At 49.3% G+C, this 17,773-nt stretch carries 15 protein-coding genes; 7 read left to right on the top strand and 8 right to left on the bottom strand.

The annotated features are described in order from the left end of the window. Positions 1 to 267: 267 nt before the first annotated feature. From JOY44_RS03825 to JOY44_RS03815, 3 genes are all read right to left on the bottom strand, one after another. Positions 268 to 3,420 (bottom strand): UPF0182 family protein, encoded by a 3,153-nt coding sequence (locus JOY44_RS03825; RefSeq protein WP_197984938.1) that lies wholly within the window; start codon positions 3,418 to 3,420, stop codon positions 268 to 270. Next, complete coding sequence (gene thiL, locus JOY44_RS03820; RefSeq protein ID WP_171572394.1) at positions 3,392 to 4,405, bottom strand: thiamine-phosphate kinase; 1,014 nt, start codon at positions 4,403 to 4,405, stop codon at positions 3,392 to 3,394. The genes JOY44_RS03825 and thiL overlap by 29 nt, the downstream gene beginning before the upstream one ends. Before the next feature lie 101 nt (positions 4,406 to 4,506). Next, positions 4,507 to 5,622 (bottom strand): peptidylprolyl isomerase, encoded by a 1,116-nt coding sequence (locus JOY44_RS03815; protein WP_171572393.1) that lies wholly within the window; start codon positions 5,620 to 5,622, stop codon positions 4,507 to 4,509. 217 nt (positions 5,623 to 5,839) lie between these two features. Between JOY44_RS03815 and efp the strand changes: the two genes are divergently transcribed. The 5 genes from efp to pyk all read left to right on the top strand — a co-directional run bounded on the left by efp (position 5,840) and on the right by pyk (position 10,846). Continuing rightward, complete coding sequence (gene efp / locus JOY44_RS03810; protein ID WP_171572392.1) at positions 5,840 to 6,397, top strand: elongation factor P; 558 nt, start codon at positions 5,840 to 5,842, stop codon at positions 6,395 to 6,397. A 58-nt stretch (positions 6,398 to 6,455) separates the two neighbouring features. Next, positions 6,456 to 6,950: an acetyl-CoA carboxylase biotin carboxyl carrier protein gene (gene accB, locus JOY44_RS03805; RefSeq protein ID WP_307821843.1), complete on the top strand. Its 495-nt coding sequence runs from the start codon at positions 6,456 to 6,458 to the stop codon at positions 6,948 to 6,950. A gap of 130 nt (positions 6,951 to 7,080) precedes the next feature. Further along, positions 7,081 to 7,431: an ArsR/SmtB family transcription factor gene (locus JOY44_RS03800; RefSeq protein ID WP_171572390.1), complete on the top strand. Its 351-nt coding sequence runs from the start codon at positions 7,081 to 7,083 to the stop codon at positions 7,429 to 7,431. A gap of 13 nt (positions 7,432 to 7,444) precedes the next feature. Beyond that, a complete protein-coding gene (locus JOY44_RS03795; protein ID WP_171572389.1) occupies positions 7,445 to 8,743 on the top strand; it encodes a HEAT repeat domain-containing protein in 1,299 nt (432 codons plus the stop codon). 312 nt (positions 8,744 to 9,055) lie between these two features. Further along, positions 9,056 to 10,846, top strand: coding sequence for a pyruvate kinase (pyk, locus tag JOY44_RS03790; RefSeq protein ID WP_171572388.1), 1,791 nt, complete (start codon positions 9,056 to 9,058; stop codon positions 10,844 to 10,846). Positions 10,847 to 10,883: 37 nt separating this feature from the next. On the opposite strand, the gene JOY44_RS03785 is transcribed toward pyk, so the two are convergent. The 4 genes from JOY44_RS03785 to JOY44_RS03770 all read right to left on the bottom strand — a co-directional run bounded on the left by JOY44_RS03785 (position 10,884) and on the right by JOY44_RS03770 (position 15,426). Continuing rightward, positions 10,884 to 11,378: a GNAT family N-acetyltransferase gene (locus tag JOY44_RS03785; RefSeq protein WP_171573684.1), complete on the bottom strand. Its 495-nt coding sequence runs from the start codon at positions 11,376 to 11,378 to the stop codon at positions 10,884 to 10,886. 302 nt (positions 11,379 to 11,680) lie between these two features. After that, positions 11,681 to 12,259 (bottom strand): Uma2 family endonuclease, encoded by a 579-nt coding sequence (locus JOY44_RS03780; protein ID WP_171572387.1) that lies wholly within the window; start codon positions 12,257 to 12,259, stop codon positions 11,681 to 11,683. Further along, positions 12,256 to 14,163, bottom strand: coding sequence for a tRNA uridine-5-carboxymethylaminomethyl(34) synthesis enzyme MnmG (gene mnmG / locus JOY44_RS03775; protein WP_171572386.1), 1,908 nt, complete (start codon positions 14,161 to 14,163; stop codon positions 12,256 to 12,258). Before mnmG ends, JOY44_RS03780 begins: the two co-directional genes overlap by 4 nt. Positions 14,164 to 14,331: 168 nt before the next feature. After that, positions 14,332 to 15,426 (bottom strand): sensor histidine kinase, encoded by a 1,095-nt coding sequence (locus JOY44_RS03770; protein WP_171572385.1) that lies wholly within the window; start codon positions 15,424 to 15,426, stop codon positions 14,332 to 14,334. A 160-nt stretch (positions 15,427 to 15,586) separates the two neighbouring features. Here JOY44_RS03770 and JOY44_RS03765 point away from each other — a divergent pair, with 160 nt between their 5' ends. After that, positions 15,587 to 15,778: a heavy metal transport/detoxification protein gene (locus tag JOY44_RS03765; RefSeq protein WP_171572384.1), complete on the top strand. Its 192-nt coding sequence runs from the start codon at positions 15,587 to 15,589 to the stop codon at positions 15,776 to 15,778. Between the two features lie 47 nt (positions 15,779 to 15,825). On the opposite strand, the gene JOY44_RS31255 is transcribed toward JOY44_RS03765, so the two are convergent. Then, entirely contained in the window at positions 15,826 to 16,605 is a 780-nt protein-coding gene (locus JOY44_RS31255) for a peptidoglycan-binding domain-containing protein (RefSeq protein WP_197984935.1), read from the bottom strand. A 183-nt stretch (positions 16,606 to 16,788) separates the two neighbouring features. On the opposite strand from JOY44_RS31255, the gene JOY44_RS03755 reads away from it, so the two are divergent. Continuing rightward, the gene (locus tag JOY44_RS03755) at positions 16,789 to 17,718 is read left to right on the top strand and encodes an ADP-ribosylglycohydrolase family protein (protein WP_171572383.1); all 930 of its coding nucleotides are present in this window, start codon (positions 16,789 to 16,791) and stop codon (positions 17,716 to 17,718) included. The last annotated feature ends 55 nt before the right edge of the window (positions 17,719 to 17,773 follow it).

Below are 17,773 nucleotides of genomic sequence, written 5' to 3'. Positions count from 1 at the left end.
GATCCTTGCTTGTTTTCAATTTGCATTTTCATATTGGTTTAATAAATCTCTCTACTTAGTTGAAACACAAATGCTTATCTTTTGCTATCCGCCATTAGACGTTCGATGGGCATCTAATGCGAAAAACGCAGCGAAAAGATGCCATTCAGGAATCAGTATGTTGATTTCAAAAAACTTACATTTATAGCCAACTTAAAGTTCCCAAAAAATGAGTCAAGTGGTTAACTAAGCAATAAATTGACAAGTATCTTTTGGCATAGATTAGGTTTACTCGACAGGGCGGACGATCGCTGGAGTTACGGGTTGTTGCGGTTGAAAAATTGCTTTTAGGGCTTCTGCAAAACTGTCTGCGATCGCGATCCGGTTTCCATAAGCAACAATCACGCTGACTAAAGTGGGCAAGCTATTCTTCTCAGCTTCTAAATAGAGCGGTTCCACATAGAGCAATGACTGCTCAATGGGCACCACCAGTAAATTTCCCTGCAACGCTCGTGAGCCTACGCGATTCCACAGCGTGATTTTTTGCGAAATGACTGGATCTTGATTGATCCGCGCCTCGATTTGTTCAATTCCATAAACCAATTGTCCCTTGGGAAAAACATAGAGCAATTGCTTGCCATAGCTGGCTCCATCCGATCGTGCTGCTAGCCATGCCGTTAAGTTGGTTCGCTGGCGAGGTTTAAAGGGCAACAACAAAATAAACTCTTCCGCCTCTTCAACCGTTGGCAAGTTGGTGATCAAAAAATATGGATCAACGGGCTGAGTCTCATCTCGATAAATTTCATCGGGAATTTGCCACTGATCTTCCTGGTTATAAAACACTTTTGGATCGGTCATGTGGTAAGTCATCAGCCGTTCAGATTGCACCCCAAACAAATCAGCAGGATAGCGAAGATGGCTCTGAAGTGCAGCAGGCATAGCGCTGAGCGGCTTGAACAAGCCAGGAAAAATCGCTGCCCAACTTTGAATCATTGGATCGGACGGATCAGCAATATAGAAATTGACGGAGCCGTTGTAAGCATCAATCACAACTTTGACCGCGTTCCGCATGTAGTTCAACGGCGGCTGTTTAGCATCGTTGGTTGCTTGGGCAAGATGCAGACTGGGTTGAGAGTAGGGGTAGTGATCGCTAGTGGTGTAAGCATCCAACATCCAGTACAGATAATTAGGAGTGGCAGATGAAGTGGCTGTGGAAGTTGGGGTTGGGTTTTGACAGTTCAGGTTTAAGCCCTGGCACCCAATATCGGCTGTGACGATGTAGGGATCGTGGTCGTAGTGTAAAAAAGGAGCGATCGCCTGCACCCGGTCCAGGATGTTGCGGCGAAACAGCAACTTCGTCTTCGGCGTGAAATAGTTGGTCAATACCATTTGCCAATCGTTGAGATAGCGAGCAAACAGTAGGCGCTTCCAAAAGGGCGCGATCGCCACACCTCCCTCGCCAGCGTACGTGTTGTAAACATTCTCACTACCGCTGGGATAGTCAAGCTCTTGCAACTGTCCGCCAGTCATGACGTAGGTATTAGAAATCTCGCCATAATAAATGCGCGGCTGACCGATTGGAATATTAGCCCGGATAGCAGGATTAGAAGTGTTGAGCGCTCCTGTCGCTGCCTGAGCATTCGTGCCAATATCTTTCACAAAATAGTCGGGTAAACCACCCGGCGCGACCTCGTTCACGGGACTCATGGTAAAGCCATAGCCATGGGTATAAACCAAATGTTCATTGACCCAGGTTTTTGCTTCCGTTGGCACGGCGCTATAATCCAGTTCTCGTGCGGCAATGAGCACCTGCTGTATGGCGGCGGGTTCGTTGGGTTGGCTAGCCAGGGTGTAGCGATCGATGTCGGCATCCGCAAAGCGATAGTAAGGGCGAATTTGCTGGAGTTGGCGGTTAGTCGCCAGCAGCGGTCGAGTATCCCATAAGCGAATATTCCCAATGGTCGGCTCATTTTTTTCAATATCAGCGTAGGTCAGTTTGTCGGACGGGTTAAACGTCTCTACCTGAATATTTTCTAGACCAAACGCTGCTCGCGTTAAGGAAATGTTGCGGCTAATAAAAGGCTGCTCGCGGGCAAGTTCGTTGGGCTGAACGATAACGTTTTGAACGACCATTGGCAGCACCGTCGTCAGCGGCACCAGCAGAAAGTAGCTAACGAGTAATAGAAAGGGAAGGGGAACTGACGAGGGGCGATCGCGCGTTCCCGCAGAAGATTTGGTGAGGGGCGAATCAGAAAAGTGAGGAGCAATAGCAAACAGGCGATGTTTGGGCAGAGCATACCCGAATAGGGGGAGAGCGATCGCGATCGCCAACAGTGCCATACCCAGGCAGACGGGCAGATTCACCCAAACATCGGTATAACCTGCGCCAAATACAACACCCTGAGTTGAATACAGCAATTCATAGTGACTCAGCCAATAACCCAACCCCACGACTAGCAGCCAACAACCCGCCAAACCACACAGATGGCGCTGTTGCCGCCCAGAAATTCCGATAAACCGTCCCTGACTGAGACTGTTGCCAGATAGTAAATAGATCAAACTGACGGCAAGCAAGCTATAAGCACTTAAGCCAACGAGCCAAAACTCCAACAGTTGCCAGATGGGCAGTGAAAATATATAGAACCCAATATCTTTGGAAAATAGCGGATCTGCTCGGTTGAAAGGACTGGCATGGAAAAACAGAAGTATTCTGCTCCAGTTGGCAGACAGCACAAATCCAAATCCCACGCTGAGGGCGATCGCAAGGAGGCTGAGCAGAAATTGGGGGAAGATCAGCAGGGCGATAACCAGCGCAATCCAGAACCCAAAATTACTGTAAGGAAACGGAACTTCAGATTGCAACAGCGTTTTGCCTACATTCCAGATAGCCTTCAGTTGAAAGCGATCGGGCACAGGCAGCAACGTTTGAGTTGCCTTGGCTTGCCACAGCGTTACCCCAGTTTGAACCTGATGAAAAACTAACACGGCGATCGCGATACTCAATCCCAACGCCAGCAGCACCAGCCGGCCAAAGGAAATCGAAGGGGAGTCGATTGTCTCGTGCGGCGCAGCACGACGTTTTTGACGCTGTGCTAAGGGATTTGGAATCGTGGAGAGTTGCGTTTCCCATTTCCATTCTGCATTCTCATTTTTCGGATGCTGCAATCGCTTTGCTAGCCACAAATTGCCTAACAGCCACAACAGGCTAACGCTAGTGACCGCGCTCCACACCGCTGATTTGGTGCCCAGTCGGACCCATAGAGCTTCGGCATAGCCGACCTCTTTGAACCACAGGCTTTCGGCAACAATCTGACAGCCAATGCCCAACAGGAACCAACCAACCGTCAACAGCACCAGCAGCCATCTGAGTAGGCGCAGCAGCCGAGGCGATCGCATTCTAACGGCGATCGAGTTAACAAAAGTGCTGAAATCCTTGTTCAAGGCTCAAACGCTCATCAGGATAGGTGTGACTCGAATCGACCAACCATACATCCGGCTGCGTGGTGGTCATCCCAATCATCGCACTCTGTTCCAATTGGTCAACCAATTTCACTGCCAAATCGGTTGGCAAACATAGCACTAGCTCAAAGTCTTCCCCGCCATACAGCGCCCATTTTATTGCTTGCTCGGCACCCACCCAGCCAGATAATGCGGCTGGAATGGGAATTTGGCAGCGATCGATCCAGGCACCCACACCACTGGCGCGGCAAATTTGCAGTACGGCATCAGCAAGTCCATCGCTGCTATCCATTCCAGCAATAGAGGAAATGGAGGGATAGAGGGGTGAGAAAAGCAAGGGCAACACATCTAGGCGGGGGATAGGGCGTTGATGGGCGCGAATCAGAGCGGCGCGATCGCCGGGAGTCAGATCGGTTCCCTGCTCCGCATGGAGCAATAGTTCCAAGCCAGCGCGGGATGCTCCATGCACACCCGTCACCACGATCGCCTGTCTGGGTTGGGCGGCTGCCCGACGAATCAACTGGTTTGGGTCAGCTTGCCCAAAGGCAGTGATGGCAACCGTTGTCACCGGCGATCGCACCACATCCCCACCGACAATCACGGCGTTGTACTGGGTCAAACACTCCGTTAGGCCTTGATAGAGACGTTCTACCCAGGCGATCGCTAGATTTCCCGGCACACCCAAACCAACGGTGATGCCGATTGGAGTTGCCCCCATGGCTGCTAGATCGGATAAGTTTGCCGCAGCGGCTCGCCAACCCGCATCTTCTGGGCTGGTGGTGCGATCGCTAAAGTGAACTCCATCCACCAGCACATCCGCCGTCACCACTAACGATTTGTCTGGCTGAGTCGTCAATACTGCCGCATCATCCCCCACCAGCTCAGCCGGACAAAATGCTTGCAGCCGTTTCAGCAAGCCCTGTTCCCCCAATTCACGAACGCTGAGTTCAGAGTCCAAATTGTTCATCTTCTTCCCTCCAACTCTTCTAGCGGAAACTAAAAACCCGCTAAGAAACTGAGCAGTTTCTTAGCGGGTAGCAACTTTAAATCGCAGGTTCAAACCTAAGACTATGCCGAAGCAGGCTCTTGAAACTTGTCCAAGCCTTCAATCACCTTGGCAGACTCAATCTTGTCGCCTGCTCGAAGTTCCTTTAGCACCTCTTTTCCTTCCACCACAAAGCCAAAAATGGCATAGCGCCCGTCTAGCAAGTTGGCTCCAGCAGGAGTGAGCTCTGAATCAAACAGGAAGAAGAAAAACTGGGATGAGCCACCGTTCGGGTCAGTATCAGGACGCGCCAAAGCCATTGCGCCATAGGCAGAGAACGGCAAAACAGGCTGCTCACGAAATCGTCCCGCATCTTCTAACGTAATGCCATATACCGGAACTGGATCAGCCTTGACTTTTACTTCTAACGGAATCGCACGGTACTGTTTTGTTTGGGGATCTACAAAGCCGACTTCCGCCCCAGGTGGATCGCCCACTTGCAGCACATAGGATTCTTCTGCACGAGTAAAGGGCAATCCGTTATAAAATCCACGCTGCACCAGATCGATGAAGTTTCCAGCGGTGACGGGGGCGCTGTAGCCGTCGATCACTGAAACAATTTTGCCTTTATTAGTGGTAAATTCCACCTTCGCCCGTCCTTTTAGCTGAGGCAGATTGCTATAGGTTTCAGGCACCTCATAGGGAAATTGCTGCACCATCAGTTCTTCAATTTGCCCAACCAAATTCAGGACTTTGCCTCGTTCAGCCATCACCTGCACTCGGTCTTTTGCTTCGTTCGCTGTTTGTAAAGCGGGCAAACCTGCCTTGATCTGGTCGAGTAAAGCGATCGCACCGGGCTGGCGATCGCTAGGAATGCTCGCCAAAATCGCCGCCTGTTTATCGGTTGCGATGCGGGTAGCACGGCTAATATCGCCTGTAATCGCGCCCCAACGACTCTGTGACCGCAGTTTTTCAGTAATATCTTCCAGGCTTTCTTGCAAATCTCGAATTGCAGTGTTATCGATAGGCAAGGCATCGCGCAATAGGGCACTACCGTCGGTAATTGCGTTCCCTGCGGGTAGGCGACTAATTTGAACTGGCTTCGCGGCGCTTAGCCCGATCGCAAGGGTGACCAGCAGGCACAGGGTCAGCCCCATTTTTAACCAGTGCTTCAGGAGATTGATTCCAGAGTATTGCATGTCTACTGCTCGCTAAATTGGCACAACGTTTGAGCGCTTAGACCAGCCGCATCAACTTCCTATCTTGCCATAGGGCGACGCTGAAAACGCTCATAGGAAACTGGTGATTGCAAGAATTAGTTGGTTTTTCTGAGGTTCCTTGAGCTTGATTGATGGATTGCGCTCATCTGAGCGGTAAAATAAATTGCCAATCATTATTTGCTAAAGCTCTAGACCAATGATTTCCAGTAATGATTTTCGACCAGGCGTGAGTATTGAACTGGACGGTAATGTCTGGCGAGTAGTGGAGTTTCTCCATGTCAAGCCAGGAAAGGGAGCCGCTTTTGTTCGTACAAAGCTAAAGAATGTGCAGACAGGTAGTGTGGTTGAAAAAACGTTTCGGGCGGGCGAAACGCTTCCTCAAGCTAATTTGGATAAAAGTACGATGCAATATACCTATAAAGAAGGAGATAGCTTCGTCTTTATGGATATGGAGAGCTACGAGGAAACGCAGTTAAGTGTGGCTCAAATTGGCGATCGCGTGAAGTATCTCAAAGAAGGTATGGAAGTCAACGTGGTTCGCTGGGGTGACAAAATTATGGAAGTGGAACTGCCCAATTCTGTAGTTCTGGAAGTTACCCAAACTGATCCGGGTTTTAAGGGGGATACTGCCACGGGTGGAAACAAGCCTGCCATTGTGGAAACGGGTGCCCAAGTCATGGTGCCCCTGTTTATCACCACAGGCGAGAGAATCAAGATTGACACTCGCACGGATAGCTATTTGGGTCGTGAGTAAGACGAGTTAAAATTTCTAGCTCCTATCTAAGAGGTCTGCACGTATTGTGTCGTTGAATTTGAATGAACTCCGTGAACTGCTAGCAGCGATTAATCAGACGGATATTGCAGAGTTGACGCTGAAAAGCTCCGATTTTGAGTTGATCATCCGTCGAGGGCTGCGGGGGGATGATCAACTTTTAGCAGGGGTAACCCGTGTGGTCACTCCTGAAGTGGTTCCAACGCCATCGGCAACAACCGGGGGGGATACTAAATCTGTAGAGACTTCGCCGTCGCCATCGACAACCGTGGCGCTGCCACCCAACAGCGATCGCCGCTATCTCGAAATTTTGTCTCCGATGGTTGGAACATTCTATCGTTCCCCCGCACCAGATGAACTGCCATTTGTTGAAACGGGCGATCGCATCCGGTCTGGACAAACCGTATGCATTATCGAAGCCATGAAGTTGATGAATGAAATTGAGGCAGAAGTGGCAGGAGAGATTATTGAAATATTGGTTCAGAATGGGGAACCAGTGGAATATAATCAGCCATTAATGCGAGTGACTCCGTAACAAATTAATAGTTCTGGGACAACCGAGCACCCTTGAAGTTTAATTAAGGTTGTTCTCCTACCTTGCGATGTTCCGGGTGACTCGTTAAAATCTGGGGATCAGTGCTCCTCACATCATTTCACAATTGCTCATGAACTCTTCCCAGCCGGTTCCGCCAGAAGTTGTTCAACAACTGGCTGCTTACTTCAGTGTCTTGGGTGAACCAACCCGTCTCAGAATATTGAACTTGCTTCGAGATGGTGAAAGATGTGTGCAAGACTTAGTTGAAGAGATGGATACCAGTCAGGCAAATGTTTCTAAGCATTTGAAGGTCATGGTACAAACTGGCATATTAAGCCGCCGCAGCGAAGGAACGCTGGCATATTACAAGGTAGAAGATGAACTCATCTTTGAACTCTGTCATTTAGTCTGCGATCGCCTTGCAAGGCGAATCGAAATACAAGCGCACAAGTTTCGTGCCTTTAGCTTTTTAGGAAAGTGATAGTGCCACTGCAATGGTGAGTTGGGTCAGCCAAATGCAAGCCACTGCCCAGCAGGGCGACTGGTCAGCCGTGGCGCAAGAGCTACAGCAGCGCTACCATGCGGGCAACTGGACCCAATTATCCACAGATGAAATTGCAGCGTTAGTTCACATGGCGATCGCGGTGCTGAAGTTAGGCGACTTTCAAGAACGTTGGGACGTTGCTAAAGTATTTCCTGGCTTTGGTGAAGCAGCCATTTCGCCATTGATTACGCTGGTGAAAGATGAAGACGAAGAGCCAGAGACTCGCTGGTTTGGTGTTCGGCTTTTAGGCGATGCCAATCATCCTGCGGCAATTCAGGCATTAGTGGAACTATTAAACGCCGAAGAAGAGGACTTGCGCGAAATGGCATCTGGAGTGCTGGCAAACTTTGGTACTCGCGCGATCGCTCCCCTGACCGATTTGTTGAGCGTGCCGGAAAACCGCTTACTCGCCGTCCAGGCTTTAGCGCAAATTCGCCATTCTGCAACGATCGCGCCCTTGCAAACAGTGGTGCATGATGACGATGCCACCATTCGAGCGATGACAATTGAGGCACTGGGCAGCTTCCATGATCCGCAAGTGCCGCCGATTTTGATTCAAGCCTTAACCGATCCGGTTGCGACCGTTCGTCGCGCTGCGATCGCTGGGTTAGCCGTTCGCACCGATTTGACTGATGATTTAGGTCTGGTGGATCGCTTCGTTGACCGCCTGTGGGATCTAAATATTGGCGTTTGCCAACAAGCCGCGATCGCCCTTGGACGCATCGGCACGGAGGCTGCGGTCGGTGCCCTCAGTCGCGCGATCTCCGCCGTCAACACGCCAGAAATACTGCAAATAGAGATCGTTCGAGCGCTGGCATGGATTGGCACGCAGCCTGCATTTTACTCGCTGCAAAATTTGTTACAGCCGAGCCATAAAACTGATCGAGTGTATCAAGAAATTGTGATTGCTTTGGGCCGGTGGACTGATCCCACCCTGAAAAGTGCTGCGGCTCAAGTCTTGACTCAAGCTTTAACCCAGGAGTTTGGGCAAACTCCCCTGATTCAGCAGGCGATTGCGGTGGCATTGGGGCAGTTACAGCAGCCTGCCGCCATCCAGCCATTGATCCAGCTTTTGGCAAGTCACGATGCAGGAGTTCGACTGCACGTGATCGCCGCATTAAAGCAAATTCAGCCCCAACAAACCCACCAACAGCTCACAGCCTTACAGGTTAACCAGGATATTTCCCCTGAGTTGCGCCACGGGATCGAGATCGCACTGCAAGAATGGCAGATTGAATTGCCCCAATAATATGCCAATAACGTGATAGTATCCCTTTGCTGACTTCAAACACTGTCTTTCATGACCCGTTTCGCTGTTACCCCTATTCCTCAATGAAATCTTTCAGATTTCGCCACCCTACTTTTCCCAGTCCCGTTTCCATATATTTGTCTCAGCGCTACATTTCCCTTAAACTCCTTCATAGAGTTTTTTAGTGCTAAGAAGAGACCGGAAACTCAGAAGAAATACGGAATAGAGTAAGAAACCAGGGGAACGCTTTAGCAAAGTGTTCCAAAGTAGAAGTATTTGAACTTTAAGTAATCTTTACCCTCACAGTCATCCATGCAATTGCAAGCATCCCAGCGCCGAACGAAGATTGTTGCAACGATTGGTCCCGCGACAAGTAGCCCTGAAGTGCTGCGATCGCTGATTGAGGCTGGCGCAACCACTCTCCGACTCAATTTTTCCCATGGCACCCACGACGACCATCAACGTAGTATTCGGTTGATTCGGCAACTCTCTTTCGAGTTGAATCAGCCCGTGGGGATTTTGCAGGATTTGCAGGGTCCAAAAATTCGGCTGGGACGCTTTGAAGATGGCTCAATTGTTCTAAAAACGGGCGATCCCTACATCCTCACCAGCAACTTAATGACGGGTAACCAAACCATGAATTGCGTTACTTATGACCTGCTTGCCGATGAAGTGCCCGCAGGTGCCACTATTTTGCTGGATGACGGCAGAGTGGAAATGCGCGTGGAAGAAGTGAAGCGATCAGCAGGCGAACTGCACTGTCAAGTCGTGGTGGGTGGCGTACTCTCCAACAATAAAGGAGTAAACTTTCCCGGTGTATATTTGTCCATCAAAGCGATCACTGATAAAGATCGCAAAGACCTCACCTTTGGGTTAGACCAAGGGGTTGATTGGGTTGCGCTCAGCTTTGTCCGCAATCCGCAGGATGTGCTGGAAATTAAAGAGTTGATCTCCGCCGCTGGCAAACAAGTGCCTGTAATCGTCAAGATTGAGAAGCACGAAGCGATCGAGGAAATGGAAGCAATCCTCGCCATTAGTGATGGGGTGATGGTAGCGCGGGGCGATCTGGGCGTAGAATTGCCGGCTGAAGATGTGCCAATTTTGCAGAAGCGCCTGATTGCAACAGCAAACCGTCGTGGCATCCCGGTAATCACCGCAACCCAAATGCTCGACAGTATGGTTCACAGCCCTCGTCCGACGCGCGCCGAAGTTTCGGATGTGGCAAATGCTATTTTAGATGGCACCGATGCGATTATGCTATCGAACGAAACTGCTGTGGGCAAATACCCGATCGAAGCAGTCAAAACCATGGCGCAGATTGCCTTACGGATTGAGCAAGAGCCACCGATTCGGCAGATGACTGACAGTGGGCGATCGATCCCCAATGCCATTAGTCAGGCAGTCGCACGGATTGCCGGACAACTGGATGCGGCCGCCATCATGACCCTGACTAAAAGCGGTGCAACGGCTCGGAATGTTTCAAAGTTTCGTCCCCAAAAACCGATTTTAGCGGTGACTCCTCACGTGGATGTGGCGCGACAACTGCAACTCGTTTGGGGAGTAAAACCCTTATTGGTACTGGATCTTCCCTCCACTGGACAAACCTTTCAGGCAGCCGTCAGTGTTGCCCAAGAAAAGCAACTGCTGCAAGAAGGCGATTTAGTAGTGATGACGGCAGGTACACTTCAGGGTGTGTCAGGCTCCACAGATTTGGTCAAGGTAGAAATCGTTACAGCGGTGCGCGGTAAAGGGATTGGCATTGGGCAAGGTGGGTCAGTTAGCGGCAGAGCTAGAGTCGTACATAATGGCTTTGAAGCCAGCAACTTTAATCCAGGAGAAATTTTAGTCGCTTCTAGCACGAGTGCTGATTTGATCGAGGCAGTGCGGAAAGCCTCTGGAATTATTACGGAAGATGCGAGCTTAACCAGCCATGCTGCTGTAATTGGTTTAAGGCTTGGAATTCCGGTGATTGTGGGCGTGAAAGATGCCACCTCAGCAATCCGGGAAGGCGAAATCATCACGCTAGACATGCAGCGCGGTTTAGTCTACTCCGGTGCCAGTGCCAGCCAAACTGATGCCGCTCTCTCGCCAGCTTATCCTTGATGTTGATTTAAGGCATATTTTAAATATGCTGTTAATCCTACACAGGAGGAGTACAGAGTTTTTTCTCCCAAAAAAGTGCTTTACCCATCTGAGGATCTAGCTCATAGCCACTGAATCCAAAAGCCTCATATGCTTGCTGAGCAATATGGTTTCCTTCCAGTACTTCTAAAGTAAGCTTACAACAGCCTAAATCAAGAGCGATCGCTTCTGCCTCTTGCAACATCAGTTTCGACAAGCCGTTGCCTCGATGAGGTTGAGCGACGATAACATCATGGATATTGAGTAATGGCTTACACGCAAATGTAGAGAACCCTTCTAAGCAGATGATGAGTCCGGCAGGTTCAGCATCAACGAATGCAAGAATGACATGCGCTGTTCTTCTCTTTGCAAGTTCTGCTGGAAGGTTGGCTTTGACATATTCGGATAGACCTTTACCACCCCCCATTGGATCAAGCGCATACTGATTCATCAGTTGCACTACTGCATTTGCATGATGAGGCGTAGGAAGATCTGCATTAACAACTTCGATCATCGATTGGTTCTGGGTTTCTGTTTTGTCAATCATAAAAGATTAAGCGCTTTTCCCCCTTGCTTATAGGGACTGATTATTCTTCGACTAATTTCTGCGTTTTGATGCGTCGTGATCGCGCACAAAAGATTGTGCATTCAATCCGCTTCTAGTTCGGTCAGCCAGTTTTCGCTTACACTAAGTGAATTTTTCTTCTAGGATAGAATGACCTACAATTTTCCAAATCGGCGTTCGCGCTGTTGATAGTCGCGCAGCGCATAATGAAATTACTGTGAACGCCTCCTTAAACTTCAGTCTGATTCCAATCACTTCCAAATTGAATCCACGTTCAAGATAAATCCGGGAAGCACGTCTTCATTGGATAAGGTGTTTGGATGCGACAATGTCCCAACAGACTGCCCTTGGCGATAGACTTCGACCTGTTTCGTTTCTGGATCAATTAGCCAGCCTAGACGCACGCCGTTGTCTGAATACTCGCGCATTTTGGCTTGAGCATCCGCCAAACTGTCACTGGGAGACAGCAATTCCAACACGAAATCGGGCGCGATCGCTGGAAATTTCCTGAGACTCTCAAGGGTGAGTGCTGTCCAACGTTCTTTTGCAATCCAGGAAACATCGGGCGATCTCTTGGCATTATTGGGCAAAACAAAGCAGGTGGAAGAGTCAAAAACAACGCCTAACTGGGTTCGACGATTCCACACAACAAAATCTGCGTTCAGTTCTGAGTTATAGCTGCCTGTTTCTCCGCCCGTAGGTGCCACAATAATCAGTTCTCCCTGCGCAGTTTGCTCAAATTTAACCTCTGGATTAGCGCGACAGACTTCCACAAATTGCTCATCGGTGAGTTGCGAAATGGGGTTGAGTTGGACAGTCACCGATGTCATACTAATGCCTCCGATTTTTGACGGGATTGGATTTCCAGATGAACGAGCAGGGCGTTGATGTCGGCAGGATTGACACCACCGATGCGGGTTGCTTGCCCAATCGTGAGAGGGCGCACTTTGGAAAGCTTTTCACGAGATTCTTTGGAGAGAGTCGCGATCGCGTGGTAGTCCATATTGGCTGGCAGTTTGCGATGTTCCTGACGGGCAATCGAGTCAATTTGGTGCTGTTGCCGCTGGATATAGCCAGAATATTTGATATCGATTTCGGCGGCTTCTTTTTCAGCGCGATCGAGGATAGGATTGCCCAGCCCAAACTGCACCAGATTAGCGTAATGAAATCCAGGTTTCCGCAGTAAATCTGCCAGGGTGATGGAGCCTTTGATCAATTGCTGCGTATGGGCGGCGATCGCTTTACCCAACTCGTCATGCTCCTTCACACGAGTCACAAGCAGCCGCTCCTTTTCAGCAGTAATATTCACCTGTTTTTGCTGAAACAGTTGCCAGCGGCGATCATCAATCAATCCAATGTCTCGCCCTAAAGGGGTGAGGCGTTGATCGGCATTATCCGATCGCAGCAGCAGCCGATATTCGGAACGGCTGGTCAACATCCGATAGGGTTCTCGCAGATCTTTAGTACACAGATCATCAATCAAGGTGCCGATGTAGCTGTGTTCGCGGGGGAAGTTGATCATCTCCTGACTCTGACAGAATCGGGCGGCGTTCAATCCGGCGACAAAGCCTTGGGCAGCGGCTTCTTCATAGCCTGTGGTGCCGTTAATTTGTCCAGCGCAAAACAGCCCCTCGATTTTTTTGGTCATTAAGGTGGGGTAGCACTGGGTTGCAGGCAAATAGTCGTATTCCACAGCGTAGGCAGGACGCAGCAGGGCGCACTGTTCTAAACCGGGGAGCGATCGCAGCATAGCAAGCTGAAGCGTTTCGGGTAACCCTGTAGAAAAGCCCTGAACATAGATTTCAGGACTGTCGCGACCTTCCGGCTCCAGGAAGATCTGATGGCTTTCCTTATCGGCAAAGCGGACAATTTTGTCCTCAATGCTGGGGCAATAGCGCGGACCTTTAGCATCTACCCAGCCTCCGTAAACCGGAGACAGGTGCAAGTTTTCTTGAATAATTCGGTGAGTTTCGGTTGTGGTGCGAGTTAGGTGGCAGGGCATTTGTTCGCGCTCAACCCAGGCGCTCGGATCAAAGCTAAACCAGCGCACCTCTTCATCGCCGGGCTGTGGTTCTAGCACGTCAAAATTAATCGAGCGGCGATCAACTCGTGCAGGAGTTCCCGTTTTCAGTCGCCCGGTTTCAAAGCCCAAGCGGTTTAGGGTATCCGTCAGACCCACAGCAGCAAATTCTCCGGCACGTCCGGCTTCCATCGATTTGTTGCCAACCCAAATGCGTCCGCCCAGAAAGGTGCCCGTGGTCAAAATCACCGTTTTGCACTGAAACGCCACACCAAAGTAGGTTTGAACGCCCATAACCTCGTCGTTTGCGCCCAACACCAAGTCTGTTGCCATGCCTTCCCGCACGGTCAAATTTGCCTGATTTTCCACAATGCCTTTCATCACGGCGGCATATTCGCGCTTATCGGTTTGCGCCCGGAGTGCCCATACCGCCGGACCTCTGGAGGAGTTCAATATTCGCTTTTGCAGATAGGTGCGATCGCTGACTTTGCCAATCTCACCGCCTAATGCATCCACTTCATGCACCAGTTGAGATTTTGCCGGACCGCCCACCGCCGGATTGCAGGGTTGCCACGCAATCTTGTCCAAATTTAGCGTTAACAGCAGCGTCCGACTACCGAGCCGAGCCGCTGCCAGAGCCGCCTCGCAGCCCGCATGTCCGGCTCCAACCACGACCACATCATAGGCATCCAAAAATTCAACGGGCGTAGTCATAGCAGCGGTTGTACAAGGGTTCCATTCTTCATTTTAGCGGGTTAGAAGAATGAACATACGCGACGTTAGAGTAATTAAAATCTCATTCAATCAACCCGCTACAAGCTGATGTTTACCCGAAAATCTCCCGCTATGTATCAGGATCAGGTCTGTAAGCCACTCACTTACCTAAAGAGATTTAGGCAACATCATAATAAAGCTTGTCCCTTTGCCTTCTTCACTTTCAACTTCAATTTTTCCTTGATGAGCTTCAACAATACTCTTCGCCAAAAATAATCCTAATCCCCAACCCGTTTGATCTTCCGCACAGGTGGTTCGACGAAATTGTTGAAACAAGATTGATTGAGCATCTAGAGCGATCGGAGCGCCTTCATTATGAACAGTAAGGCTGATTTGTGTTTCAGTTTGCTGGAGGGTCACAGTAATTGGCGTGCCAGGCGAACCATATTTGACGGCGTTAATCGCTAAGTTTTCAATCACCCGCCGTATTTCTTTAGGGCTGCAACTGCTCCTGATTTGAGACTCAGAGACCACCACAAACCGCTCTCCATAGGCAAAGTTTAAATCCTCCATTAAGTCTTGGACTAGCTTCTCAAAATCACAGTTTTCAAATTTAAGCTGCAACTTCTGTCCGGTTCGCAGCCGACTCGCATCGAGTAGATTTTGAATCATCGAATCTAGTCGATCAATCGAACTCATCATCCTCATCGCCACCTTCGCGTGGGTGTCTCCTCTTTCCAACCGGCGCAGGGTCAATTGAGTTCCCATTTTGACTACATTAATCGGTCCTCTAAGATCATGAGTTATCGTCACCATCAGGAGTTCTTGGATATCTTGCAGCGTCTCAGAGAATTGAGTGGCAGCGTCATTCACCGCTTGTTCAATAGAGCCGATGATAATATCGCGATCGCGCACATTTAAAGGGGCTTCTTCCTCTAAAATCTGAAATATGATTTGGCGGAGAATATGGTACTCAAAAATGAGTTGATTCATTGAATAATCCGCATACCCCGCTCGTTCATGCCCATGCTTCTTGCCAGTTCGAGTGCTTTCTATCTCATCGGCTATAACTTGGTTAGGTGTCTTGTCAATCTGCATAGAGAGTTCACCGACCAATTGACTTAGATATAAAGGCAGTGAATCTCGCAAAACAAGCGAGTCTTGATGCATTGAGGCATAGACTTCATCACGTGCCCGCTCTTCCCACCGCTGCATGATTCTTGAAATATTTTGCTGAAGCAGCTCGGCACATTGACTAGACATACATTACGGCAATACAAGATACATCGCAGAAATCAAGCCAAAAAAATAATATCTTACCAAAGAGTAGTGGACATACTCAAGTGAGGATCTATCGATGGATATATGCGAACGGCGCTAGTTTTCTTCAACAATGAACTAAGTTCTAAATATACGAAATATCATGGCGCTTACAATAAACGTTCCAACAATTGATGCGGAATCCGCACAGATTTTGAAAGAGACAATTCGGACTTCTGAGCCAGATGCCAGAATTGATATTGATCTTGATGCAAAGACGGTAACTATTGAAGCACAGGCATCCGAAGAGACCTTTAAGCAACTGATTGAAGCGGCAGGTCATCCCATTCGATAGTAGATAACATCCCATTTGATTGTTGGTGCTTATCTCCAATCAACGACTCAACGCATGAGTACCAGCCATGTTCCGGTACCAACAACCCCATCTGGCTCAAGGCTAAATCGCTTTTGGGCAGCTTTAACAGCGGCTTGAGTTTCAGCGCCAAATACGCCATCTGCTGAACTTTTCAAATAGCCTAGCGCTCTTAAACGTTCCTGCAATCCAGTGACAGCTGAGCCTTGGGTTCCAACTCGCAAAATAGGTAAAGCAATTAGTTCTTGCTTGGCGGCTGATTCACTAGTGGGTGATTTTGTTGCTGTGCTTTTGGCAGGGGTAGCTGAGGTGGCTGGCTTAGCAGGAGCGCTAGTGCTGGCTTGACTACTGGGAATGGGAAATGAGGTGGTCGGTTTAGAAGGTGGGGCAGCAGTGTTTGTAGTGGGTGAGGCGGTGACAGTGGGTGAAGGTGGCAGCAGCCGATTCCAAGTTTCCGAACCTACTACGCCATCGGCAGGCAACCCAGCGGCTTTCTGAAATTTAGTGACCGCGATCGCCGTGGTTTGCTCATAGGAACCATTCGTTGCTCCGGCGTAATAGCCTAACAGCTTCAGAACTCCTTGTAGTTCAATGACTTCTGATCCTTGGCTGCCTGCTTTTAGTAAGGGTCGGCTTGGAATGCCAGAACTTGTGGGTACTGGTCTAGTAGTAGGCGCGTTAGGTGTTTGGCTAAATGTTGGGACTGCGATCGCCAGACTAAACCAGCTTCCTACTCCAATAGCGACGGGAGTCAAAAAACAGAATCGCCAGATTTCTAGGTGCCGTAGCATTTTATGGAGACCAACCATAGAGGACATCCCAAAGTGATCGATTAAGCTGATTCATTACCAGAGACTAAAGCGAGAGAAAGTAGCTTTCGCCAAACGAGTTTAACCTATATAGATGAAGCATCGTGTGCCATCAGACTTGGATATTTAGCGCTACTATACAAAACCAGAGTCAGAATTCAAAGCGAAAGTTGCTCAAAATCTGTGAAACATTCACTCTTCAGTCGGTTTCAGGGTTGTTTCCTCGGCATGGCAATGGGAGAAAGCTTTGGAAGTGAGGCACATCGCTTGTTGCCACATCGATCCAATTCTGAAACTGCTGCTTGCTCCCCGTTTCCATGGACAGTCGCAGCGATTGGGCAGGGAGAAAAGCTAGCTCAGGCAGGACATATCGTTGCGCCAGAATTGCTGTCAGCCACCTTGGCGGGGAAATCCACGGGTAAGTTGTCCCCTGGAGAGCTTGCGATCGCAACCCTACCGATCGCACTGTTTTATTACGACAATCTGACGCAGCAACGTCACTATTTAGTAGAGGCAGTAGCGGCAGGGGGTGGAGATCTGATCACAGCAGATGCAGTCATTGTTTTTGGCTATGCGATCGCCCAGGCAATCAAAGAGCAACTGACCCCAGCCAGTTTTACTACCCAAATCTTGACTTATCTTCATGTTTCTTTGCCTGAGTCGGTTGTTCGCTCAGCCGAGCTAATTAGCACTCTAGAAATCTTGAAAAGGCTGATAGCAAACGGCTCGGAGTTGCAAGGTGTGATTGCGGCATTTCAGTTGGATGCTGAAACTAAACCAATGTCCATAGAGATTGCGATCGCTCTCTACTGCTTCTTGCAAACTCCAGATAATATATCTTTGGCACTGAATAGAGCAGTTCAATTAGGAATAAAGCTTGATATTGTAGGAGCGTTGATAGGGGCGTTGGTTGGAACCCATAGCAGCACCGTTGGCATTCCAGCAGAATGGCAATGTGCTTTACAGACTCAGTTTGCAACTCCTGAGTTCTCTCAGCGAATTGATCACCTGTCTGCTCAGTTGGTCTCTGCTTGGTCGGGCGTTTATAATTCCTTTATTCTTCAAGAAAAGGAGCTTCCTATTGCAACGGTTCCCTGGGTCGTTCGCTCTTAGCGAATTGTGAGCTAGATTGAGAGACGATCTTCTGTAATGGGTTGTGCTTTTCGTA

This window comes from Leptolyngbya sp. Cla-17 (assembly GCF_016807185.1).
Classification (GTDB): Bacteria; Cyanobacteriota; Cyanobacteriia; order Leptolyngbyales; family Leptolyngbyaceae; genus ULC077BIN1.
This window is presented reverse-complemented; position numbering and strand designations above follow the sequence as displayed.

Bases quoted from the DNA above. Each gene is read 5' to 3' on its own strand.
- pyk (WP_171572388.1), top strand. From the start codon at position 9,056: ATGCAATTGCAAGCATCCCAGCGCCGAACGAAGATTGTTGCAACGATT.
- mnmG (WP_171572386.1), bottom strand. From the start codon at position 14,163: ATGACTACGCCCGTTGAATTTTTGGATGCCTATGATGTGGTCGTGGTT.
- JOY44_RS03800 (WP_171572390.1), top strand. From the start codon at position 7,081: ATGAACTCTTCCCAGCCGGTTCCGCCAGAAGTTGTTCAACAACTGGCT.
- JOY44_RS03785 (WP_171573684.1), bottom strand. From the start codon at position 11,378: ATGATCGAAGTTGTTAATGCAGATCTTCCTACGCCTCATCATGCAAAT.
- JOY44_RS31255 (WP_197984935.1), bottom strand. From the start codon at position 16,605: ATGGTTGGTCTCCATAAAATGCTACGGCACCTAGAAATCTGGCGATTC.
- efp (WP_171572392.1), top strand. From the start codon at position 5,840: ATGATTTCCAGTAATGATTTTCGACCAGGCGTGAGTATTGAACTGGAC.
- thiL (WP_171572394.1), bottom strand. From the start codon at position 4,405: ATGAACAATTTGGACTCTGAACTCAGCGTTCGTGAATTGGGGGAACAG.
- JOY44_RS03780 (WP_171572387.1), bottom strand. From the start codon at position 12,259: ATGACATCGGTGACTGTCCAACTCAACCCCATTTCGCAACTCACCGAT.
- JOY44_RS03765 (WP_171572384.1), top strand. From the start codon at position 15,587: ATGGCGCTTACAATAAACGTTCCAACAATTGATGCGGAATCCGCACAG.
- JOY44_RS03815 (WP_171572393.1), bottom strand. From the start codon at position 5,622: ATGCAATACTCTGGAATCAATCTCCTGAAGCACTGGTTAAAAATGGGG.
- JOY44_RS03795 (WP_171572389.1), top strand. From the start codon at position 7,445: ATGGTGAGTTGGGTCAGCCAAATGCAAGCCACTGCCCAGCAGGGCGAC.
- JOY44_RS03770 (WP_171572385.1), bottom strand. From the start codon at position 15,426: ATGTCTAGTCAATGTGCCGAGCTGCTTCAGCAAAATATTTCAAGAATC.